20 protein-coding genes and 1 pseudogene are annotated in these 22,435 nt (G+C 63.9%); 16 read left to right on the top strand and 5 right to left on the bottom strand.

Annotated features, from left to right (window positions below):
• Window positions 1-105 precede the first annotated feature (105 nt).
• Window positions 106-321 (top strand): DUF2061 domain-containing protein, encoded by a 216-nt coding sequence (locus tag ACT2FV_RS13825; protein WP_170296430.1) that lies wholly within the window; start codon window positions 106-108, stop codon window positions 319-321.
• A gap of 573 nt (window positions 322-894) precedes the next feature.
• Here ACT2FV_RS13825 and pstS read toward each other — a convergent pair.
• Both pstS and ACT2FV_RS13815 read right to left on the bottom strand, forming a co-directional pair.
• A complete protein-coding gene (gene pstS / locus ACT2FV_RS13820) occupies window positions 895-1,923 on the bottom strand; it encodes a phosphate ABC transporter substrate-binding protein PstS (RefSeq protein WP_174920270.1) in 1,029 nt (342 codons plus the stop codon).
• A 267-nt stretch (window positions 1,924-2,190) separates the two neighbouring features.
• On the bottom strand, window positions 2,191-3,669 hold the full coding sequence (locus ACT2FV_RS13815) for a sensor domain-containing diguanylate cyclase (protein ID WP_151049148.1): 1,479 nt from the start codon (window positions 3,667-3,669) through the stop codon (window positions 2,191-2,193).
• Between the two features lie 696 nt (window positions 3,670-4,365).
• Between ACT2FV_RS13815 and ACT2FV_RS13810 the strand changes: the two are divergent.
• Together ACT2FV_RS13810 and ACT2FV_RS13805 are read left to right on the top strand one after the other, a co-directional pair.
• Window positions 4,366-4,770 (top strand): annotated as a pseudogene (locus tag ACT2FV_RS13810) (class I SAM-dependent methyltransferase); the annotation flags it as partial.
• A gap of 1,705 nt (window positions 4,771-6,475) precedes the next feature.
• Window positions 6,476-7,135, top strand: coding sequence for a carbonic anhydrase (locus ACT2FV_RS13805; protein ID WP_034203524.1), 660 nt, complete (start codon window positions 6,476-6,478; stop codon window positions 7,133-7,135).
• A gap of 282 nt (window positions 7,136-7,417) precedes the next feature.
• Here ACT2FV_RS13805 and ACT2FV_RS13800 read toward each other — a convergent pair whose 3' ends face one another.
• On the bottom strand, window positions 7,418-7,987 hold the full coding sequence (locus ACT2FV_RS13800) for a lipocalin family protein (protein WP_151049146.1): 570 nt from the start codon (window positions 7,985-7,987) through the stop codon (window positions 7,418-7,420).
• A 251-nt stretch (window positions 7,988-8,238) separates the two neighbouring features.
• On the opposite strand from ACT2FV_RS13800, the gene ACT2FV_RS13795 reads away from it, so the two are divergent.
• The 13 genes from ACT2FV_RS13795 to ACT2FV_RS13735 all read left to right on the top strand — a co-directional run bounded on the left by ACT2FV_RS13795 (window position 8,239) and on the right by ACT2FV_RS13735 (window position 19,623).
• Window positions 8,239-8,850 (top strand): sigma-70 family RNA polymerase sigma factor, encoded by a 612-nt coding sequence (locus tag ACT2FV_RS13795; protein ID WP_124628877.1) that lies wholly within the window; start codon window positions 8,239-8,241, stop codon window positions 8,848-8,850.
• Window positions 8,847-9,581 (top strand): anti-sigma factor, encoded by a 735-nt coding sequence (locus ACT2FV_RS13790; RefSeq protein WP_151049144.1) that lies wholly within the window; start codon window positions 8,847-8,849, stop codon window positions 9,579-9,581. Before ACT2FV_RS13795 ends, ACT2FV_RS13790 begins: the two co-directional genes overlap by 4 nt.
• 151 nt (window positions 9,582-9,732) lie before the next feature.
• Window positions 9,733-10,566: a DUF1295 domain-containing protein gene (locus ACT2FV_RS13785; protein WP_444504111.1), complete on the top strand. Its 834-nt coding sequence runs from the start codon at window positions 9,733-9,735 to the stop codon at window positions 10,564-10,566.
• Window positions 10,563-11,663 carry an SAM-dependent methyltransferase gene (locus ACT2FV_RS13780; protein WP_444504110.1) on the top strand — a complete coding sequence of 367 codons (1,101 nt, stop codon included), beginning with the start codon at window positions 10,563-10,565 and terminating at the stop codon, window positions 11,661-11,663. The genes ACT2FV_RS13785 and ACT2FV_RS13780 overlap by 4 nt, the downstream gene beginning before the upstream one ends.
• On the top strand, window positions 11,660-12,280 hold the full coding sequence (locus tag ACT2FV_RS13775; RefSeq protein ID WP_444504109.1) for a lipocalin family protein: 621 nt from the start codon (window positions 11,660-11,662) through the stop codon (window positions 12,278-12,280). The genes ACT2FV_RS13780 and ACT2FV_RS13775 overlap by 4 nt, the downstream gene beginning before the upstream one ends.
• Window positions 12,281-12,372: 92 nt before the next feature.
• Window positions 12,373-13,677, top strand: a complete 1,305-nt coding sequence (locus tag ACT2FV_RS13770) for an NAD(P)/FAD-dependent oxidoreductase (protein ID WP_226116530.1) — start codon at window positions 12,373-12,375, stop codon at window positions 13,675-13,677.
• A complete protein-coding gene (locus ACT2FV_RS13765) occupies window positions 13,674-14,528 on the top strand; it encodes a DUF1365 domain-containing protein (RefSeq protein WP_444504108.1) in 855 nt (284 codons plus the stop codon). The genes ACT2FV_RS13770 and ACT2FV_RS13765 overlap by 4 nt, the downstream gene beginning before the upstream one ends.
• Window positions 14,525-15,742, top strand: a complete 1,218-nt coding sequence (locus ACT2FV_RS13760) for a class I SAM-dependent methyltransferase (protein ID WP_444504107.1) — start codon at window positions 14,525-14,527, stop codon at window positions 15,740-15,742. The genes ACT2FV_RS13765 and ACT2FV_RS13760 overlap by 4 nt, the downstream gene beginning before the upstream one ends.
• Window position 15,743: 1 nt before the next feature.
• Window positions 15,744-16,271 (top strand): chalcone isomerase family protein, encoded by a 528-nt coding sequence (locus ACT2FV_RS13755; RefSeq protein WP_444504106.1) that lies wholly within the window; start codon window positions 15,744-15,746, stop codon window positions 16,269-16,271.
• Between the two features lie 109 nt (window positions 16,272-16,380).
• A complete protein-coding gene (locus ACT2FV_RS13750) occupies window positions 16,381-16,551 on the top strand; it encodes a DUF2256 domain-containing protein (RefSeq protein WP_151049132.1) in 171 nt (56 codons plus the stop codon).
• A 658-nt stretch (window positions 16,552-17,209) separates the two neighbouring features.
• Window positions 17,210-17,935 (top strand): hypothetical protein, encoded by a 726-nt coding sequence (locus ACT2FV_RS13745; protein ID WP_444504105.1) that lies wholly within the window; start codon window positions 17,210-17,212, stop codon window positions 17,933-17,935.
• Between the two features lie 135 nt (window positions 17,936-18,070).
• Window positions 18,071-18,802 (top strand): GTP cyclohydrolase I, encoded by a 732-nt coding sequence (gene folE, locus ACT2FV_RS13740; protein WP_059608020.1) that lies wholly within the window; start codon window positions 18,071-18,073, stop codon window positions 18,800-18,802.
• Between the two features lie 116 nt (window positions 18,803-18,918).
• Window positions 18,919-19,623 (top strand): sigma-70 family RNA polymerase sigma factor, encoded by a 705-nt coding sequence (locus tag ACT2FV_RS13735; protein WP_444504277.1) that lies wholly within the window; start codon window positions 18,919-18,921, stop codon window positions 19,621-19,623.
• Between the two features lie 310 nt (window positions 19,624-19,933).
• Here ACT2FV_RS13735 and ACT2FV_RS13730 read toward each other — a convergent pair whose 3' ends face one another.
• Window positions 19,934-20,635, bottom strand: a complete 702-nt coding sequence (locus ACT2FV_RS13730; protein ID WP_444504104.1) for a succinate dehydrogenase iron-sulfur subunit — start codon at window positions 20,633-20,635, stop codon at window positions 19,934-19,936.
• A gap of 21 nt (window positions 20,636-20,656) precedes the next feature.
• On the bottom strand, window positions 20,657-22,432 hold the full coding sequence (gene sdhA / locus ACT2FV_RS13725) for a succinate dehydrogenase flavoprotein subunit (RefSeq protein ID WP_151052550.1): 1,776 nt from the start codon (window positions 22,430-22,432) through the stop codon (window positions 20,657-20,659).
• Window positions 22,433-22,435 lie beyond the last annotated feature (3 nt).

Raw genomic sequence — 22,435 nt, 5'->3', positions numbered from 1 at the left:
ATTCGTGGCTTCTTGCGCGACGTTCGAACCAAGCGAGCCACGGTCTTTCGAGGTCGCTCAATCAATAAGTCGGATGACAGAAAGAACGTGTGCAAGGAAATCGACATGGGAAGAATCGTCAGCAGGCGTCGATCGGTGGTCAAGGCTATTACGTACCGAATTGTGATCATGTTCCTTGATTTCGGGACGCTCTATCTGCTCACCGGCACCGTTCATGTAGCGATCGGTTTCATGGTTGTAAGCAATATTTACACTTCAATCGGCTATCTCGTTCACGAGCGCTTATGGGCACGCATCAGATGGGGCATTACCGAATCGTAAAGGTGCCGTTACAAGACAAGGGACCGTTGTGGGGGATGAACAAGGTACGCGCGAATAATGATCATCTGTCCACGACGGCGTTCCGGGTCCGCTGGGTACGCGTAACTTCGTCGCTGTGCAGGTAGATCGAAGGCGTCGCGATCGAGGCATGGCGGAGCTTATCCCGTCAAGTGGTCAGCTCGGCGCCGCGCGCCGGCACAGGAGTGGGATGAGTGTGGCGAGTTCAATGCGGATTCGCTCGACGCAGCTTTTCCGCGAGTACCGGGTTGTCCGCCGCGATGACTCCGGTCACTTTCGAAAAAGCCGCTGGCGACCTCCCATAGCCGGACACCGCGGATGCCTACCGCAGAGTCGTTATCGAGGCAGCCGATGAGAAGCGTCTCGGGGATGCCGCAGGATCTCGATCGCGTCCGCAACCGAATTTGCCTCCCGTAAGTTCTCACCGGCAAAGTGCTGAAAAACGGATGCGAGATCCCGTCGGCCGCCCCGTTTCGAGACCTTCGTCAGTCGTCGGCGAATGGGGAGGACGCCCCGTGCCGACCGCTTGGCCCCGAGGCGCTGCAATGCCAGCGATTACTGGGACACAGGCTTGCCACCCGCGTCCTTGATCTTTGCCGTCCACTGAGCCTCGATCTCACTGATCACGGATTGCGGCAGCGAGATATAGTCGAGGCTGTCCGCTGCCGAGGTGCCGTTCTTGAATGACCAGTCGAAAAATTTGAGCGTTTCCTTCCCTTGCTCCGGCTTGTCCTGCGTGGTGTGCAGCAGCACGAATGTCGCGCCAACCACCGGCCACGCATCCTTGCCCGGCTCGTTCGTAAGAATCTGATAGAAGGACTTTTTCCAATCTGCACCAGCTGCGGCGGCCTTGAACGTTTCGGTCGTCGGCTCCACAACGGCCCCCGATTCATTCTTCATCGCCGTATAGGTCATGCGATTTTGCTTCGCGTACGCCCACTCGACGTACCCGATCGCGCCCGGCAAGCGTTGCACAAACGCGGCAACGCCGTCATTGCCCTTGCCACCCGAACCTGTTGGCCACGCCACGGTCGTGCCTTCGCCGACCTTGCTCTTCCACTCCGGGTTGACCTTCGACAGGTAGTTGGTCCAAATGAAGCTCGTACCCGAACCGTCTGCACGGCGGACTACGGCGATGTCGAGGTCAGGCATCTTGACCTTGGGGTTCAGTGCAACGATGGCCGGATCATTCCACTTCTTGATCTTGCCGAGATAGATGTCGCCGAGCACCGGTCCCGACAGCGTGATCTCTCCGGCCTTGATGCCCGGCACATTGATCGCCGGAACGACCCCACCAACCACCGTGGGGAACTGGAACAGGCCATCCTTCGCCAACTCGTCGTCCTTCAGTGGAGCGTCCGAGCCTGCGAAATCAACAGTCTTCGCCTGAATCTGCTTAATGCCGCCCGACGAACCGATACCCTGGTAGTTAATTTTGCCCCCACCAGACTTGTGGTACGCGTCTGCCCATTTTGTATAGATCGGTGCCGCAAAGGTGCTGCCTGCGCCGGTGATGTCGGTCGCATGGACGGCCGACGAGCCGACCAGCGCCAGCATCAGAATCGGGATCGCTTTCAATTTCATTTCCATTCCTTCCGGGTGTGGTAGCGCCGGACAATATCGATGAAATGTGACAGTTTTGAGACGCGTGACTCATAACCCACACCTGAAAATGCCAGCTTCCCGCAGATTCACAAAGATGGGCTTGATCCTTCGAAGACATGTCTGTGGCGCCGTGGCGCCCGTGCTTCGACGGCAATGTAGGGTTCTCTGTGGGGCCGCATGATTCCTACGCTGATCGAGTGAATTCGCAATGTCGTCGGCCCGTCCCGCGATCACACCCTCGCCCAGTCAAGCAGAGGGCTGGAAGCCAACGACTTTGTTTCGACCGGTCGCCTTAGCCGCGTAAAGCGCCTCGTCGGCCGCCTTGATAACCGCGCCGGCCCCATCGTCCTGATCTGGCGTCCAACTCGCGAAACCAATACTGGCGGTCACGCGCCCATGTTCGCTGCCGGCGTGCTCGAGTCCCATCTCATCGATTGCCGCACGAATCCGCTCGGCAATCTGGATGGCCCCCATCGGCGGTGTATCGGGAAGCAGCACGACAAATTCCTCTCCGCCGTATCGAGCCGCGGTATCGACGGGTTGGCGGATACTCTCGCCGATGCAACGTGCAATGGCAGCCAAAGCTTCGTCCCCGGCCTGGTGTCCGTAGGTATCGTTGTAGGCCTTGAAGCGGTCGACGTCGACGAACAGGAGCGAAAAGGCGGAACGCGTCCTCCTTGCGCGACGCCATTCGCGGTCCAGCACTTCTCCGAAGCTGCGGCGATTGCTCAGGCCGGTGAGACCGTCGGTGCGTGCCAGTAACACGAGCTCAGACTCAGCACGCATCCGGCGACGTAGTTGGGCGCCGAGCATGATGGACAGCCCTATGAAAGCGGCGCCGAAGGCCGCCACCAGCGCGCCGATCGTAACGGCACGGCGCCGCCACTTCGCGTAGATGTCCTGCTCTGCTTCCGCAACCATGATAATCATCGGCAGGTTCGGAAGATGCTTGAAGTAGTAAAGACGGCGAACACCGTCAATAAACGCCGTCTCCGAGAATGCCCCCTCCGATGCGGTCTGGAACTGCCGAAAGGTCGCAGCTTTGCTGATGTCACGGCCGATGGTGCGCACGTTGTACGGCTGGCGCATCACCATGATGGCGTCTGTGCCGATTAGCGAAATCGATCCATGCTGTCCAAGCGACAGACCGGCGAACAACCTGTGGAAGTACTCGAGGTTGACCTCAATGAGCGCGATTCCGGCAAACGAGCCGTCCGGATTCGAGACCCGCCGCGTGAGGGCAATGCTGAGCGCTCCCCCGCGCAGGGGCGACGCGAACGGGTCGCTGACAAAAAGTCCCGCATCTGGATTGTCGCGGTGGACGGTGAAATACTTGCGATTGGCGAAATTGCCTTGGCGCGGCACGTCACGCGCCGAATCCAGGATGATCTTGCCATCGGCATCAAGCACCAGCATCGAACCGAGGAATTGCGCCGTCATCGCATGATCAAACAATACGGCGCGCCGCAAGGCCGGCGCTGACGCCATCACGTCCGGACGTTGCAGACCATGAATCAGAGCTTGCAACGACAGGTCGTAAAGCTCGAAGTTGCGCTCGATGTCGCGCTCAGCCATCAGGCCAAGGTTACGCGAGGTCTCACTGGCGCGGTCCAGTGCATCGTCGCGGCTCTGCATCAACTGCATCACGCACAGGCCCATCAATGCGCAGGCGATCAGAATACCGACCACCACGATGGTGGAGGGGGCTGCCGTCCGTGGTGGCATAGCGCTCCTCACTGCGTCAACGTGCGCTCCGGTGCCGAGCGTAGTCTCCGCATGCTAAAAAAAGAATAGTGCATTGACAAGCGCGGACAACTGGGCGCTACGGCTGTGATGGAAACTCGATAAAGCACCCGTTCGACTCGCGCAGCATACAACTTATTTGGGGGCAGTACGTAGGCCAGGACCAGCCGATCGACGCCCGCCGTAAGTTCGCCAACAATCGAGGTTCCGTAAGCACATATGGCCCTGGAGTTTCGGGGCAGCTACACCGCCCCGGCGCGCGCGAGCGCGTCGATTTCGCTTGCACCTGACGCTACGTTCGCTTTTATGGTTGACACCGACGACCGCGAAAGCAATGCGAGCAGAGATCGGCGAACTGACGGAGAAGGCGGGATTGGGTGTTCGCCCCTGCACCACTGCGACGCAATCGCGCTACGGTCACCGTTGCAGCGTACCGACGGATGCGCGCGCATGAACGCTCAGCGAGGCGTAGCAACGATGCCGGCGTTGTGTGTCGCATGCACCAGCGCGTCTACGTCCATTCGCGCGATGCGCTTGCCCCCGACGGGTTCAACCCGTCGACTGCGCGCTGAAGTAGCGCGCCTTGCGCGTGCGAGTGCGTCCACTTTCCGGATTCATCATCAGGGAGGCGACTTCATGGCGTCAGCCGCCGAACTCAAACAGAACGCATCGCAGTAAGAGGGATTGGCGCGTGCGGGTTTCGATGCTGATTCGCCGGCCATTTTCAGTTGGCTCGGCCTGACGATGTATCTCGACAAGGTCGCAGTCATCGAGACGTTGCGCTTCATCGCCGGTTGCGCCAAAGGAAGTGCGGTCCTGTTCGAGTATGTAACGCCACTTTCGAGCTTGCCGCCGATCATGCGTATCGCGATGGAGCAGTTGACGGCGCAATTCGCCGAGCGCGGTGAGCCGTGGAAAACTTTCTTTGAACCGCCCGCCATTACCGAGACGCTGGGTGCATTGGGATTCAGCCGTACCAATGCGTGGACTCCCGAGGAGTTGAACCAGCGCTATATTGCGAATCGCGATGACGGATTGCTCATCGGTGTGACACCCGCGCGTCTGATTCTCGCAACTGTCTGAGCTACTTCCCGGGCTGAGGCGTTCCATACCCCGATCCAGATATGCTCGACTTGCACTTCGACCACGGACTGATTTCAACGTCTCCTTCGGGGAACATTGAAGGACTGCTCCGGGTCGATCACGGCGCGTGACGAAGTGAGGGCCGAACGATCTCGGACCTGATCTGACGCTGACTGAGAGATCAGGTGTCGACTTACGCAGCTTAGAGGCATCGAGCGCTCACCTTGGCGGAGCGCGTCATATCGGCTAGTCACGCGATGCATGCGCCGACATAAGTCGCTTGTTATTTATCGGGATGCTTGTCGCGCTTCTTCCTGTTAGCCTCCCCCGCTCGGAGTGCTGTCAGCCCGAGACTGAGCGCTATCACACCAAGTAACGCCAGGAAGTACCACCCCCAAGAGAACCGCAAATCCACGGCAACCTCCGCTGTCGCCCTCCACTGCATCGCTATGCAGACCCGTTCTCCAATTCTAGAAGTCGCGCGCCGAAACGGTTAGCCCAGAAACTGGTGCGCCGCAGCAGGTCCGGCCGCGGGGTGCTGGGTCGCACGAGGTGCTGACCGGTATGTGAGGGATTCCAGCAACTATTCGAGCTACCCATGCTTTAGTATTCTACGTGTCGTCCGCATGACCTCCCGCTCCGTGAGCGTCTGCTTGACGAGTGTCCTCCGTGTACGCGCGAGCACAGACAGTACAGCGTAGCGACGCTAGGCGGTCCACGTGCACAACAACATCGATGAATGGCCCTGGTTCCATTAACCCCGCGGTGCGACCAGCGGCACTGGAGAAGTGAAACAATGCGCTCAACTGTGTTTCCCCTGAGAGCCCTTGCATGTCTTGCCAGCCTGGGCATCCTGACGTATGGCATCCGTGGACTTGCGTCGCATCAGCATTTGCACATCGCCTATGTGGCGCTCACGACTATCGGAGTAGTTTCCGGAGCGCTGTTCACCGGTACGTGGTCACTTAAGGCATAGCTGATAATTAATAAATTTATGACTTAGCGCAAGACCGAGAATTTAAGTCGCAGTTTAAAGTTTAACCCATCCCCGACTTCACTGAAGCTCAAGGGGATTCATCTTCGACAAACTATATATTCAGTATTAACCTACGGTTTTCCGTTAATCTCGGTCAAATAACGAGCGATCTGCTCAATCTGATCGACAGCGAGCGGCGCGTCGTACCCCGCGCGCATCTTGCCCACCTCTGCCTTTCAATCTTGAAACGACAACGGTGGTTGCCGGGTTATCATTCCGGTGGAGTGACAGAGCACGCATTGTGAATTCGCGAGATGCGCCCCATTGCCAGGAGGCAACGTCGCACCACCATTGGGTAGCCGGACTTCGACGGTGCTGTTTGCCATGTCGCCAACTGTGTTCGGCGCCGCCGAACTGGACTGACCACATCCGCTCCGAACACCGGTCTTACACCCTCTGAATTATTAAAGCCGCGAGCAATCGGCAGCCACATGTTGCCCCGTAGCACCAGTTGGGCGCCCAGACAGCAACCATTTGATTTCGCAGTAGTATTTATTAGGGCCGGTCCGCATGGGCTTATGTAGGTTGAATTGCGCGAACCGGGAATTTTTATAGAAATCAAGGTCACCCCACCATACCCACGCTTGCCGGACATGCATTATGATGCTCGCCGCGCAGGCGTACCTGCCGCTACTGCGCTGATCATTCGACTGAAGTTCTGGAGCGAGCATGCAAGACATCATCGACGGTTTTCTGCGTTTTCAGCGCGACATCTACCCGCAACGTGAGGCGCTTTTCAAACAACTCGCGACGTCACAGAACCCCAAGGCGCTGTTCGTCACGTGCTCCGACAGCCGAGTCGTACCTGAGCTGCTCACTCAGCGCGAGCCGGGCGAACTGTTCGTGATCCGCAACGCGGGCAATATCGTGCCGTCGTACGGCCCGGAACCCGGCGGCGTGTCGGCCACCGTGGAATACGCGGTCGCCGTTCTCGGCGTTCGGGATATCGTGATCTGCGGCCACTCCGATTGCGGTGCGATGGGCGCGATTTCGCGCTGCACCTGCCTCGATCATCTGCCGGCCGTGGCGAACTGGCTGCGTCATGCCGATTCCGCGAAAGTCATCAACGCCGCGCATGAATACGACTCGCCGCGCGCGAAGCTCGACGGGCTCGTGCGCGAAAACGTGATCGCGCAGCTTGCGAACCTGCGCACTCACCCTTCCGTCGCGCTTGCGCTCGAGCAAGGACGCCTGAATCTGCACGGCTGGGTCTACGACATCGAGACAGGCGGCATCGATGCGCTGGATGGCACCACCCGACATTTTGTCCCGCTGGCCGAGTCGCCCACGGTGGTCGCGGTGAACTCGCGTAATCGCGGGCAGGTCTAGCCCCCGAACGGTTCGCGCCCGGTATCGGGCGCGAACACAACGCCCCGCCGAACAGAACGGGTACGCAGGCGCCCGTTTGTATCGATCAGCCCCGCGCGCATCTAGCGCCGTCGAGGCTGACGCCGTTTCGCGTGACGTGCATCGAGCAACGTCACGCGACTTCGGTCTTCGACCAGCCTCTCCGCTTCCTCTCCTTCGCAACCGTCATCGGCACGGCGCATACGGAACGCGGCGTTGCCCGCACCTAATGAGGCCGCGCATGCCGGTTGCAGTGTCGTCGCCCTAATGCGCAGTGCGCAGCAGCATCGTCGTGTCGTAACCGAGCGTCCGGACCCGCTCAACAAGCGCCGCGGCCTGTTCAGCGGAGGGCTTCGCGTCGCGCGTCAGGATCCACAGGAACCGACCCGACGGTTCACCGACGATCGACCATGAATAGTCGTCGGCGTGATCGAGCACCCAGTAATCGCCGAAAAAGAAAGGCCCGAAGAACGACACTTTCAGCTTTGCATTGCCGCTGTCGGCCACGATCTTTGCGCGCCCGTCGGAGGTTCGCGCGGGGCCGTCCGGTCCACCTTCGTGGCAGGTATTGCGCACGCCGATGAGACCGTCTTCCCGCTTCGCATATTCGGCCGTCACGCCGGCGCAGCCCCGCTCGAACCGGTTCTCGTAGCGCGCGAACTCGTACCATTTGCCGACGTAGCGATCGAGATCAACGGATCTCGCGGGCTGCGGAACGTGCGCATTGCCGCTCGGCCCGCCGGCCAGGCCTGCGCATCCCGCGAGCAGGAGTGCTGCGCCCGCAATGATCACACTCGCCGTCCGCAGCGGTCTACCAAGGGTACTTCGCTTCATTCAATGGCTCTCCAGGCACGAAACCCGGCCATTGTGCACCCAACCAACGGTGGGCTGCAGCATCCGCCGAATGTCGCGGCTGCCTGCATCCCCGTGTCCGAGTCGCTCGTATCTGGCTGAGGGTCTCACAACGCGCGTCGCCCGGCACAACCTGCAGCGGGTCGGCCGCAGATCGTTCAATCAAAATGCGTCCGACAGTGCTATATTTCGCTCGACATTCACACCATGGCGATCCGCGCCACCCACTTCGCATGAGCGACACGCCGAACGGTGCCAAAGGTTTCGACCAGTCAGCCCCTTCGCGCGATGCCGATGCGGATGTGGCGCGCCGCGAACATCTGAATCGGGTGATGCTTCAGGCAGCAGCCGGCGATCAGGCGGCTTTCGCGGAGTTGTACCGGCTGACCGCGTCGCGCGTGTTCGGGACGATCGTGCGCATGCTTCACGATCACGGGGAAGCCGAGGATCTCCTCCAGGAGGTCTACACGACCGCATGGCGACGCATCGACGCGTTCGACCCGGCGCGCGGCGGCGCGATGACGTGGCTGATCACGCTGGCGCGCAACAGGACGATCGACCGTTTGCGGCAGCATCGCGACGCGCAGCTCGACGACGAACAGGTGCTGGAGCTTCCCGACGAGGATCCGACGCCCGCCGCGCTGGCGGAGGCGACACAGGAGCGCCAGCGCCTCGAGCGCTGCCTGGCGCAACTCGATCCGCAGCAAGGCCGCGCGGTGCGCGAGGCCTTCTTCAGCGGTGCGACCTACAGTGAGCTGGCAGCGCGGCTGCGCGTGCCGCTCGGAACCATGAAGAGCTGGATCCGGCGCAGCCTGATGCAGCTGAAGGTGTGCCTGGAGCAATGAATACGCCGGCCGATCACGATTCCGAATTGCGCTGCGCAGAATACGCCCTCGGCGTGCTCGACGCAGACGCACGCCGCGAGCTGGAGCAGTCCGCCGCTCGCGATCCGGCGTTGCAAGCCACGCTCGATCGCTGGCAGCGCCGCCTCGCCCCGCTCGCGGACGACGTCACGCCCGTCGACCCGCCCGCGCGAATCTGGACGAGGATCCAGCACGACCTGGGCTTCATCCCGCCGCCGCGCGCACGCCGCTCCGCGCCAGCCGGCGGCTGGTGGAACAGCCTGCCATTGTGGCGCTGGGTCGGCATTGGCGCGAGCGCGGCGGCGCTGGGGCTGCTCACGGTCAATGTGATCCGGGTGGGCGAAGCGCCGCAGCGCCCCGCTGCCGTCGACAGCAGCTACATGGCGGCCACGCTCGCACAAGCGGATGGCGTTGCACGATGGACCGCCACGGTCGACTTGCGCCGTGCCCGGATGGTCGTGGTGCCCGCGAACACGCCACCGGTCGCCGCGGATCGCTCGACGGAACTGTGGCTGATCCCGCCGAATGCGAAGCCGATCTCGCTCGGCGTATTCGCGTCGAACGCACCGGCGTCGATGACGCTGCCGCAAGCGATCGTCGCGCAACTCGGTGCACGCGCGGTGCTCGCCGTGTCGCTCGAGCCTCGCGGCGGCTCGCCGAGCGGCCAACCCACCGGGCCTGTGCTCGCCACCGGCTCGATGCACATCGCCTGACGCGCGCAACGCGCGCTCAACGCGTAAAGCGCGGCAGCGTGCCGCCCGTTGCTTTGACGCTCGACGGGATCGCGCCGCATCTCGTCGCATCCGGTTGAATCCGTTCGGTCTCCGGCTCCGTATAAGGGGATATCGCGTCCCCGGAGCCCGTATGCCCGCCGTCGCCGTTGCCCTCCTCGCCTTCGCCGGACTGATCGTGTCCTTCACGGCAGTGTGGATTACCCAATTGCATTCCCGGAACGCCGGGATGATCGATCCGGTCTGGGCCGCGACGCTCGGCTGCGTAGCTATGTTCGTCGCCGTGCTGGCAACCGGCTCGGAACTGAATCGCGCGCTCGTGGCCGCCGGTGGCGGCATCTGGGGGCTGCGACTCGCGCGGCACCTGTGGCGGCGCAATCGCGGGCAGCCGGAGGACCCGCGCTATCGACAGTTCCGCCTGCAGTGGGGCGACGCCGCGCCGCGCAACATGTTCTGGCTGTTCCAGTTGCAAGCGCTGATCTCCATGTTGCTGTCGGTCGCATTCTTCATCCCCGCATACAGTGCGCAAGCCCCGTCCCGGTTCGCGATTGCAGCGGCAGTCGCGATCTGGATCTCCGCCGTCGCCGGAGAGACTGCCGCCGACCGGCAACTCAAGCGGTTCCTCGCGAATCCCGACCACGGCGGCCAGGTCTGTCGCATCGGCTGGTGGCGCTATTCGCGGCACCCGAATTATTTTTTCGAGTGCGTGCACTGGCTCGCCTACACGGCCCTTGCGATCGGAATGCCGTGGGGCTGGCTGACGCTGATGCCGCCCGTCCTGATGGCATGGCTGCTGCTCAAGGTATCCGGCTTGCCGCTGCTCGAAGCGCGTCTGGTGCAAACCCGTCCGGGCTACCGCGAGTACATGCGCACGACCAGCGCCATCGTTCCGTGGCCGCCGAGGCCGGCGCCCAGCCCTTCCCCCACTCGACCCGATCACCCTGAAGACCGGAGCACGCGATCATGACCGCTACCACCTCGCAACCGTCGCCGGCCTCTATGGCTGCACCCAACGACACCTGGCTGATTCGCTACTGCGAGCGCGGCTGGCTGCCGGACCGGCTGATCCGGACCGGAATGCGCGCGCTCATGCGGCAACGCCTGCGCGCCGAGTACGCGTATGACGGCGAACGGCGCGTGGCGGCCCTCGACGCACTGGTGCGCGAACTGGGCGCGAGCCCGATCGCAATCGAGACGCACGCGGCGAACACGCAGCATTACGAGGTGCCCGGCAGTTTCTTCGAGGCCCATCTCGGCCCGCGGCTCAAATATTCGTGCGGCCATTACCCGCGTGGCAACGAAACGCTGGCGCAGGCAGAGGAGGCAATGCTTGCGTTGTACGCGCAGCGCGCCGAGCTGGCGGATGGCCAGCGCATTCTCGACCTGGGATGCGGCTGGGGTTCGCTGTCGCTATGGCTCGCCGAGCGGTATCCGGCGGCGCAGATCGTCGGCCTGTCGAATTCGCACGGTCAACGCCACTTCATCGAGCAATGCGCGGCGCAGCGCGGGCTGACGAATCTGCGAATCGTGACCGGCAACGTGGTGGAGTTCGACTTCGGTCGCGAGGACGCCGGTTTCGACCGCGTGCTCTCGATCGAGATGTTCGAGCATATGAAGAACTACGGGCAACTGCTCGCGAAAATCTCGCGCTGGATGCACGACGACGGCAAGCTCTTCGTGCACATCTTCGCGCACAAGCTACTCGCCTATCACTTCGCGGTGCGCGACGACACCGACTGGATGTCGCGCCATTTCTTCACGGGCGGGACGATGCCGTCGGCCGATCTGCTGCTGCGGTTCCAGGACGACGTGCGCATCGCCCGCCAATGGTGGCTCGACGGCACTCACTACGCCCGCACGGCCAATCAGTGGCTCGCGTCGCTCGACGCGGCGCGCCACCGGGTCATGCCGATTCTCGAAACGGTCTACGGCGCCGACGCCCGCATCTGGTTCCAGCGCTGGCGGATGTTCTACATGGCTGTCGCCGAGCTGTTCGGCTATGCCGACGGACAGGAATGGGGCGTCGCCCACTACCTGTTCGACAAGCGCCGGGGGCGTGCATGAGGGCCGCCCTGTTGCACCGGGTTCTCCGCCGCGTCGCCGTCACGTTCGTGACGGCGCTCGCGATCGGGACAGCCGGCTGCTCGGGCAGCCCGCCGAACCCGAATCCGCGCGCGGCCGTTCCGCTGTCGACCGTGCCCGTCGACTTGCCGCGCTACATGGGTCGCTGGTACGTGATCGCCAACATCCCGTATTTCGCGGAGCGCGACTTCGTCGGCAGCCGGGCCGAGTGGAGCCTGCGCGAAGATGGCCGGATCGACGACGTATTCGTCGGCCGCAAAGGCGGCTTCGACCAGCCCGAGAAGCGCTATCGGTTCGTCGACTCCGTCAAGCCCGGCAGCGGCGGTGGCGAATGGCGCGTGCGGCTGTTCTGGCCTGTGTATGTCACGCAACTGACGCTCTACGTCGACCCCGACTACCGGTACACGATCCTTGGCTACCCGGGCAAGACGCTCGGCTGGATCTTCTCGCGCGAGCCGACGATGGACGAGGCCACCTATCGCTCGCTGCTCTCCCGGCTCGATGCGATGGGTTACGACACGTCGCGCTTCAGGCGGGTGCCGCAAACACCGGACCAGATCGGCAAGCCGGGCTTCGCATCGCCCGGCGAACGCGAATGAAGGCAGCAACTGCATCCGCAGCGTGCCGTGGCTCGTATATCCGCATATGTCATTCCCGAACCTGCTCTTGTGATTGACGGAGACCATTCGCGATGCACCCGGAACTCTCAGTGTCGTTGCCTGGCCGGCGTATCGCCGTCGTCGGCGCCGGCATCGCGGGCCTTGCCAGCGCGTACCTGCTTGCTCGCCGTCACCGCGTGACGCTGTTCGAGGCTGCCGACTATCTCGGCGGTCACACGCACACGGTCGACGTCGACCTCGACGGCGCACGCCACCCCGTCGACACGGGATTCCTCGTGTTCAACGACCGGACCTATCCGAACCTGATCGCGCTGTTCGACGAACTGGGCGTGGCCGCCCATTCGACCGACATGTCGTTTTCGGTTTCGGTCGACGGCGGCCGGCTCGAATGGGCCGGCAGCAACCTGAACACGGTATTCGCGCAACGCCGCAACCTGTTCTCGCCGACTTTTCTCGGGATGTTGCGCGACATCCTGCGCTTCAACGCGTCCGCGCACGATCACCTCGAATCGGCGAACCGGGAGCGCCTTTCGGTCGGGGAACTGCTCACGGCCGGCGGCTACGGCGCATCGTTCCAGCATCACTACCTGCTGCCGATGGCGGCCGCGATCTGGTCGAGCGCGGCCAACGACATCCTGCGGTTTCCGGCGGCGACGTTCCTGCGCTTCTGCCTCAATCACGCGTTGTTGCAGGTCAACAACCGGCCGCCGTGGCGGACGGTCCCGGGCGGCGCGCGGCGGTACGTCGAGCGCATCGCCGCGACGCTCGACGACGTGCGCTTGAATACGCCGGTCCGCGCGATACGGCGCGACGACGCGGGCGTGACCGTGGTCACCGACACGGCCGGTCACGAGCGGTTCGACGCGGTCGTGCTGGCTTGCCATGCGCCGACCAGCCTGCGGCTGCTCGCGGATGCCAGCGACGCAGAGCGCGAGGTGCTGGGCGCCGTGCGCTATCAGCACAACGTCGCGGTGCTGCATACCGATACGGCGTTGCTGCCGCGCCGCCGACGCGTGTGGTCGGCGTGGAACTACCTGAGCGGCCGGCCGGGGCGCAGCGGTGGCGAGTCGCCCGTGTGCGTGAGCTACCTGCTCAACCAGTTGCAGCCGCTGCCGTTCCGCTCGCCGGTCGTCGTCACGCTGAATCCGGTCGACGAGCCCGCCCCCGGCACGCAGCTGGGTCGCTACGATTACGAGCATCCGCTGCTCGACCTCGCGGCCGTCGACGCCCAGCAACGTCTGCCGGCACTGCAAGGGCCGCGTCATACGTGGTTCGCGGGAGCGTGGACGGGCTACGGCTTTCACGAGGACGGACTGAAGTCCGCGTTGCGCGTCGCCCGCGACTTCGGTGTCGCTCCGGCCTGGGCCAAGCCATGAGCGCGCCCTTTGCCCGCGACGGCACGGCCGCCCGGCTTCTCGTCGGCGACGTGATGCATGAACGGCTGCGGCCCGTGCGCCATGCGTTCACGTATCCGGTCTTCCAGGTCTGCTGCGACGTCGAACGGCTGGACGAAATCGATGGCAACTGGTTCGGTATCGATCGCTGGCGCCCGCTCGGACTCGCGTTGCGCGACTACGGCCCGCGCGACGGCCGCGCGCTCGGCCCGTGGATGCGCGATGTCCTCGCGCACGCCGGCATTCCAGCCGACGGCCCGATCTGGCTGCAGACGATTCCGCGCATCTTCGGCTACGCGTTCAACCCGGTGAGCTTCTGGTACTGCTACGACCGCGCGGGCCGGCTTCGCGCGCTGTACGCCGATGTGCGCAACACGTTCGGTGCGCACCACGGCTACCTGATGAGTGCGATGCACCACGCGCCGATCGGAGCCGACACCGTGCTCGTCTGCCGCAAGACATTTCATGTCTCGCCGTTTTGCGACGTTGTCGGAGATTACGCGTTTCGCGTGCGTCAGCGCGGCGATCATCTGAGCGTGGCGATCGACTATCGCGACGACGACGGTCTGCTGCTGCGCACGGCAATCGGCATGCGGTCCGCGCCGCTGACGGCGGCACGCGCGTGGCGCGCGCTGGCCCGGCAGCCGCTTAACGCGATCAACGTCGTCATTCGCATTCATTGGCAAGCGCTGCGGCTGTGGCTCGCGCGCGTGCCGTTCCACGGCAGGACGCCCCCCGGGCGCTCTGCCGCTGCCGATTCGCCATTGTCCCGTTCGCCGGGCGCGTCGCCACGCGGCCGCTCGGCGATGTCCGATCACGAGGCTCGTCCATGACCTTGCTGCGCCTGCTGTCTCCCGCATCGCAACCGGCGATGCCGCTCTCGGCCCGGTTGTTCATCGCGCTGCTACGACAAATCCGCGACGGTCACCTGACGCTTGTAACGCCCGAAGGCGCGCAGCATGTGTTCGGCGATCCGCACTGCCAGCCGGCCGCGACGCTGCAGGTTCGCGACTGGCGGGCGTGCCGTGCGATCCTGCGCGCGGGCGACATCGGATTCGCGGAAGCGTATCGCGCCGGCTGGATCGACACGCCCGAGCTCGTCGCGCTGCTGCGCCTCGCGATCCGCAATCAGCCGGTGATCGCGAAGACGGTGACCGGCGGCCGCCTGGCACGCGTCTGGTACGCGCTGCGTCACCGGCTGAGGATGAATACGCGGGCCGGCAGCCGCCGCAACATCCACGCGCACTACGATCTCGGCAACGACTTTTACGGGTTGTGGCTCGACGACACGTGGACGTATTCGAGCGCATGCTTCGACGGCGACGCGCAGCGTTCGCTCGCCGACGCGCAAACGGCGAAGTATCAGCGCATCGTCGATTCGCTCGGCCTGCGCGCGGGCATGCGCGTGCTCGAGATCGGGTGCGGCTGGGGCGGCTTCGCCGTGCATGCCGCACGGCAAGGCATCCGCGTGCATGGCGTCACCATCTCGCAGGCGCAATACACACTGGCCCGCGAGCGCATCGCGCGCGCCGGGCTATCCGATCGGGTCACGCTCGAATTGCGCGACTATCGCGACGTCGACGGCCAATACGATGCGATCGTGTCGATCGAGATGTTCGAGGCCGTGGGCGAAACGTTCTGGCCGGTGTATTTCGACACGCTCAGGCAGCGCCTGAAGCCCGGTGCCCGCGCGCTGATTCAATCGATCACGATCGGCGAGTCGCAATTCGAGGCTTACCGCGCGTCGAGCGACTTCATCCGCGAGTTCATCTTTCCCGGCGGGATGCTGCCGAGCCCGGAGCGCTTCGTCGATGCCGCGCGGCGGGCCGGCCTGGCCGCCGAACCGGTGCTCGCGTTCGGCGACGACTACGCACGCACGCTGCGCACCTGGCGGGCCACGTTCGAGGCACGCATCGACTCGGTGCGCGCGCAACGGTTCGACGAGACGTTCATTCGCACCTGGCGCCTCTATCTCGCCTATTGCGAAGCGGGATTTGCCGAGCGGCGAACCGACGTGATGCATTTCATCGTGTCGTCGGGCGGCTGACATGAGGCGCCGGCTTGCGTTGCTTGCCGCTGCCGCGGCGCTGGCTGCACCGCTGTCCGCCGGCGCGAACTGCGTCGACGATATCGCATCGGCGCGACTGATCGGATCCGGCCGGTTCTGCATACTGGGCATCTGTCTGTACGACGCTCAGCTTTGGGCGCCCCGGTCTCCCGGCGCGTTCGACACGCCGTTTGCGTTGTCGCTGGCCTACCGTCACGACGTGAAAGGCGAGCGGCTCGTCTCGACGGGCATGGACGAGATCGAGCGCCTCGCATCGGCGCCGTTGCCGGCTGCGACACTCGATGCATGGCGCCGCGATATCGAACGGGCGTTTACCGACGTATCGCGCGGCGACGTGCTTTGCGGCGTGTACTTTCCCGAGCGCGGCGCACGCTTCTACACCAACGGCCGCCTCACGGCCGACGTGACCGACCCGGCGTTCGCGCGCGCGTTCTTCGCGATCTGGCTCGACCCGCGCACGCGGGCAAAATCGTTGCGCCGTCAACTGCTGGGCGACGATGCGCGCTGATTCGATGGTGAGCGATGGTTAGCGGCGGTGACCGGTGCATCGTATCGATGCCGACAGCATCGATCGACGGGACAGTTCGCCAGTGATCCTTCTCTACGCGTGATTCGCGATGGCCAACAAGACGCACTTGCCTGACAAGATATGCGAGACCTGCGGCTTGCCTTTCAGCTGGAGAAAGAAATGGAAGGCGGTCTGGGGCGAAGTCCGATATTGCTCGGGGCGTTGCCGCCGGAATCGGCGGTCGCCCTCCGGCATGAAGACGAACGCTTCAGGCCGTTGAATTCGCATTGATGAGCCGATCGCGAGCAGCGCGCGGGCCGGGATAGCGCTTCGATCGGGCCGAGACGGAATGCTCGCCCTGCTTCGGTTCACCGGGATCGATCGGCGCCGGTGCGCGTAGGCGCGCTCGTCAGCGCGGCCCATCCCCCTTCCCCACGGCCGTCTGGTTTGGAGAGTGCGCGATCGCCTCCAGGCGATTCACTTCACCCCGTGTCGGCTTGCATGACGCTTGCGTGAAAGCGCGGTCATGTTCGCTTGCGCGAACAGCCGTGTTCCGACGCGGTGACGCATAAAAGTGAGACAAGATGGATGAGCGCATCGAATTTGCACACTTATAGGCGCACATTGTGGCCCATATAGGCATTGAATCGCTGCCAATTCGATGACGTCGAAAGGCGTTTCGCGCGCATTATTTCTATGCAACTCCCTCCTCGTAATGAGCGTTAGCGCACTGATAACGCCATTTTCCGACCCTGATTGGACGCTTGACGCAAAAATTTCCGGTACAAATTATTGGGTGAGTCGAGTTTCTGCTTCACTTTCCCGAAAATTTGCATACAATCCCAGCTGTGACGCATGAATCGACCGAGGGAGGCCCCGTGCCAACACGCAATCACGACATCAAGCCGCGCCGGTTCCCGGCCTGTCCGGCTTCACTGATGGCGCGCGTGGCCGTCGCCACGGCACGCAGCCCGTCACACCAGCCCGGTGAGGCGCCCGGCCGGCCGGTTGCATCGCGCTTGCGGGTCGCCGCGCAGCAACGCGGCCATCGCTGTCGACGCCGCTCGCCGCAGGTGACCGACCGGTGTTCAATCGCCGGTCTGAACGGCGCACTGCCTGAACGGCGATCGAACACCATCGCGGCTGGCGCGTGCCCGACGCTGCTCGTCACGGGCGGCCTGACTGCATCCGACGAAACGGTCGAGCGAGTCGGCCTGCACGTCAGCGAGCGTGTCGAATCGGTGTCGCGGGCGCTGCGGCAGCCCGGCCTCGATGTCGACGCCCTGATCGCCGAGGTCTCGTCGTTGCACGTGGATCTGGCGAATCAGTTCGTGTCGCTGGCGCAGGCGCGCCGTGTCCGCGCGGCCGCGATCGTCTATGAGTACGGCAGCGCGCAAGCCCTATCGGTGGTTCGCCTTGCAGGCTTCCACCTGTTTCGCTCGGTCGGCGGCCGCATCGACGAGGCGCTCGTGCTGGCGAAGCTGCAACAATCCGTCGCCCTCACATTCGCGGCGAAGCCGGCGGAGAACGACCCGATATCGCGGTTCCTCCGCGACGTCGACGGCTGGGCCCCGGCAACGCCGATGGGTCCGTCGTGCGCGATCAGAGCCGGATCTCCGGTGACGCTGCCGGGTCGCCATGCACGCCGGTGCGCGCGCAGGTGAGCGTCACCCGGTGGATGCGTCGTCGAAATGGCGGCAGCGTCCACACGGTTTTTACCCACGGAACACAAGTCAATCATCGCATCGTCTCAGTCGTGATCCATCGCAGCACCACCTAACCTCGAGAAACGAACCGAAATGGGAAATCTGATCGACGCTCCCGAGCACACCTTGACTGCGATCGACGAGGGCATTCCTCTGTCGCACATCATTCGTCGTCGGCTTGAGAACGCGGGCGCGCGCTTCCATGCAAACGACAACATCGCCGCGCACCTGCGCGACGGCGAGCTGGATGCGTTGCAAAACGAAGTCGCGCAGGGAATGGAAGCCGTGCTGCGCTCGCTCGTGATCGACGTCGACAACGACCACAACACCCGCGAAACCGCGCGGCGCGTCGCGAAGATGTTCATCCGTGAAGTGTTCGCAGGCCGCTACGACGCGGCGCCGTCCGTGACCGAGTTCCCGAACGTCGAGCGGCTGGACGAGTTGCTGATCGTCGGGCCGCTGCGCGTGCGCAGCGCCTGCTCGCATCATCTTTGCCCGATCATGGGCCGCATCTGGATCGGCGTGCTGCCCAGCGCCACGTCGAATCTGATCGGCCTGTCGAAGTATGGAAGGCTGGTGAACTGGGTCATGACACGCCCGCAGATCCAGGAAGAAGCGGTCAAGCAGATTGCCGACCTCCTCGAATCGCGCATCTCGCCCGACGGGCTTGCCGTCGTGCTCGAGGCCGAGCACTTCTGCATGCATTGGCGCGGCACCAAGGACGACCAGGCAAAAATGACCAACAGCGTGATGCGCGGAAAATTTCTCGCGGACGCGTCGCTTCGCCGCGAGTTTCTCGCCTTGTTGTCCGGAAAGAATGCGTAAAGCGCGCGGCAGGCATTCGCGACGAATGCACCGGCGCAGTGCTTGGTCATGATCCGCGTCCGCTCGTCACCGCGGGCGCGCAACAGCAGGAAGCTCAAAGCCATGCGGAGTTCCCGATGAACTGGTCGCACGATTCACTCCGCCCGTCCGCCGGCCAGGGTCGATCGACGACGCTGCAGTCAGGCAGGCAGCAGCGCCGGGGCGCGTCCCGCGGGAGATCACGCCCGGGCGGCAGAACCGAATTCACCGCCGATGCGGTCGTTCAGCCCGATGAAGCCTCCGACGCGCATGCGGAACTCGACCAATTGCTGTCGCGCGTCGCCGCCGGCGACGAGCACGCGTTCGCGCAGATGTATCGATTGACGGCGGCACGGCTGTACGGCGCGATCGTCCGGATGATCCGCGACCGCCATGAAGCGGAAGACCTGCTTCAGGACGTGTTCACGACGGCGTGGCGTCGTGCCGATTCATTCGATGGCAGACGCGGCACGGCGATGACATGGCTGATGACGCTCGCGCGCAATCGGACCATCGACCGGATCAGGCAGCACCGCGAGGTGCCGCTCGATGACGAGCTGGCGCTGTCGATCCCCGACGAAAGCCCGACGCCCGACCTCGGCGCGCAGGCGAGCCAGGAGCGCCAGCGTCTGGAGCGCGGGCTCGCGCATCTGGGCGAGCGGCAGGCGTATGTGCTGCGGGAAGCGTTTCACAGCGGCGCATCGTATGCGGAGCTGGCCGAGCGCATGCAGGTGCCGCTCGGCACGATGAAGAGCTGGATTCGCCGCAGCCTGATGCGACTCAAAATCTATCTCGAGCAATGAGCGGACGAGTCACTTCTCGGTTCGATCGCGTTGCGCGAGGCGGACCGAGCGACGGCCGCGATCCGCGCAGCCTTTGAATCGATATTTGTAGCGGTGGGAGCCGAGTATTGCGCGCAAGTTCGCCGATCCTTCGAGGTTCGGAAACGTGCCGTCACCATTGCGGGCCGTGTGGATAACGAACGATCGTCGATCGAGCGGCAACATGCCCGGGCAACATGCGCCCGGCGATCGTAGCGCAGATGCGCATGTGTACCCCACCCGAGCCGAGGGTGCCCATCGACACCCCCGCCATTTCACGCGCGCCGAGATCTCATAGCGCGCGACGAACCATCAGTTCCTTGATCTTGCCGATCGCCTTCGTCGGGTTCAGGCCCTTCGGGCAAACGTCGACGCAGTTCATGATCGTGTGGCAACGGAACAGACGGTACGGGTCTTCCAGGTTGTCGAGGCGCTCGCCGGTGGCCGTGTCGCGGCTGTCCGCGATGAAGCGGTAAGCCTGCAGCAGGCCGGCCGGGCCGACGAACTTGTCCGGGTTCCACCAGAAGCTCGGGCACGACGTCGAGCAGCTCGCGCACAGAATGCACTCGTACACGCCGTCGAGCTCGTCGCGCTCTTCCGGCGACTGGAGGCGTTCCTTCTCCGGCGGCGGCGCGTCGTTGATCAGGTACGGCTTGATCGAGTGATACTGGTTGAAGAAGTGCGTCATGTCGACGATCAGGTCGCGCACGACGGGCAGGCCCGGCAGCGGACGCAGCACGATCTTCTGCGGCAGGTCGTTCAGGTTCGTCAGGCACGCCAGACCGTTCTTGCCGTTGATGTTCATCGCGTCCGAACCGCACACGCCTTCGCGGCACGAACGGCGGAACGACAGCGTCTCGTCCAGTGCCTTCAGCTTGACCAGTGCGTCGAGCAGCATGCGCTCATGCTGGATCTCGAGCTCGTACGTCTGCATGCGCGGCGCCGTGTCCTTGTCCGGATCGTAGCGGTAGACTTCAAAAATGCGTTTTGCCATTTCGGATTCCTTTGACTCGGCTTAGAACGTGCGCGGCTTCGGCGGCACGGAGTCGACCGTCAGCGGCTTCATTTGAACCGGCTTGTAGTCGAGGCGATCGCCTTCGCTGTACCACAGCGTGTGGCGCAGCCAGTTGTCGTCGTCGCGGTGTTCGTAATCGCTGTGTGCGTGCGCGCCACGGCTTTCCTTGCGCGCTTCCGCCGACACCATCGTCGCGCGCGCGACTTCGATCAGGTTCTCCAGCTCGAGCGCTTCGACGCGCGCGGTGTTGAACACCTTCGACTTGTCCTTCAGGTGGATGTTTTCCACGCGCGCCTTCAGGCCGGCCATCTGATCGACGCCTTCCTTCAGCAGTGCCGACGTGCGGAACACGCCTGCGTGCTTCTGCATCGTCGCGCGGATGTCGTTGGCGACGTCCTGCGTGTACTCGCCCGAGGCCGACTTGTCGAGCTTGTTCAGACGCGCCAGCGAGAATTCGCCTGCATCGGCCGGCAGCGGCTTGTGTTCCTTCTGGTTCTTCACGTGCTCGACGATGTGGTTGCCGGCCGCACGGCCGAACACCACGAGGTCCAGCAGCGAGTTCGTGCCGAGGCGGTTCGCGCCGTGCACGGACACGCACGAGCACTCGCCCACTGCGTAGAAGCCGTTGACCGGATCCTTGTGGCCGCGCGACGTGCCGACGACCTGACCATGGATGTTGGTCGGGATGCCGCCCATCTGGTAGTGGATCGTCGGAACGACCGGGATCGGTTCCTTGATCGCATCGACGTTCGCGAACTTCAGCGCGATTTCGCGGATCGACGGCAGACGCTTCATGATCGTCTCGGCGCCGATGTGCGACAGGTCGAGCAGCACGTGATCCTTGTTCGGACCGACGCCGCGGCCTTCCTTGATTTCCTGGTCCATCGAACGCGACACGAAGTCACGCGGCGCCAGATCCTTCAGCGTCGGGGCGTAGCGTTCCATGAAGCGCTCGCCGTTCGCGTTGCGCAGGATGCCGCCTTCGCCGCGCACGCCTTCGGTGATCAGCACGCCCGCGCCAGCCACGCCGGTCGGGTGGAACTGCCAGAACTCCATGTCCTGCAGCGCGATGCCCGAGCGTGCAGCCATGCCGAGGCCGTCGCCGGTGTTGATGAACGCGTTGGTCGATGCCGCGAAGATCCGGCCTGCGCCGCCCGTCGCGAACAGCGTCGTCTTGCCTTCCATGATGTAGACGTCGCCCGTCTCCATCTCGAGGGCCGTCACGCCGAGCACGTCGCCTTCCGCGTCGCGGATCAGGTCGAGCGCCATCCATTCGACGAAGAACTGCGTCTTCGCCTCGACGTTCTGCTGGTACAGCGTGTGCAGCAGCGCGTGACCGGTACGGTCGGCGGCCGCGCACGCGCGCTGGACCGGCTTCTCGCCGTAGTTCGCGGTGTGGCCGCCGAACGGACGCTGGTAGATCGTGCCGTCCGCGTTACGGTCGAACGGCATGCCGAAGTGTTCCAGTTCGTACACGACGTTCGGTGCTTCGCGGCACATGAACTCGATCGCGTCCTGGTCGCCGAGCCAGTCGGAACCCTTGATCGTGTCGTAGAAGTGGAAGTGCCAGTTGTCTTCGCTCATGTTGCCGAGCGACGCGCCGATGCCGCCCTGTGCGGCCACCGTGTGCGAACGGGTCGGGAACACCTTCGACAGCACGCCGACCGACAGGCCCGCACGCGACAGTTGCAGCGCTGCGCGCAAGCCCGAGCCGCCCGCGCCGACGATCACCACGTCGAACTTGCGGCGCGGCAGGGAAGTTTTGATTGCAGCCATTCT

Source organism: Burkholderia sp. PR2 (assembly GCF_052372875.1).
GTDB lineage: Bacteria > Pseudomonadota > Gammaproteobacteria > Burkholderiales > Burkholderiaceae > Burkholderia > Burkholderia diffusa.
Note: the sequence above shows the minus strand (reverse complement) of the source record. Positions and strands in the feature narration are given on the sequence as shown.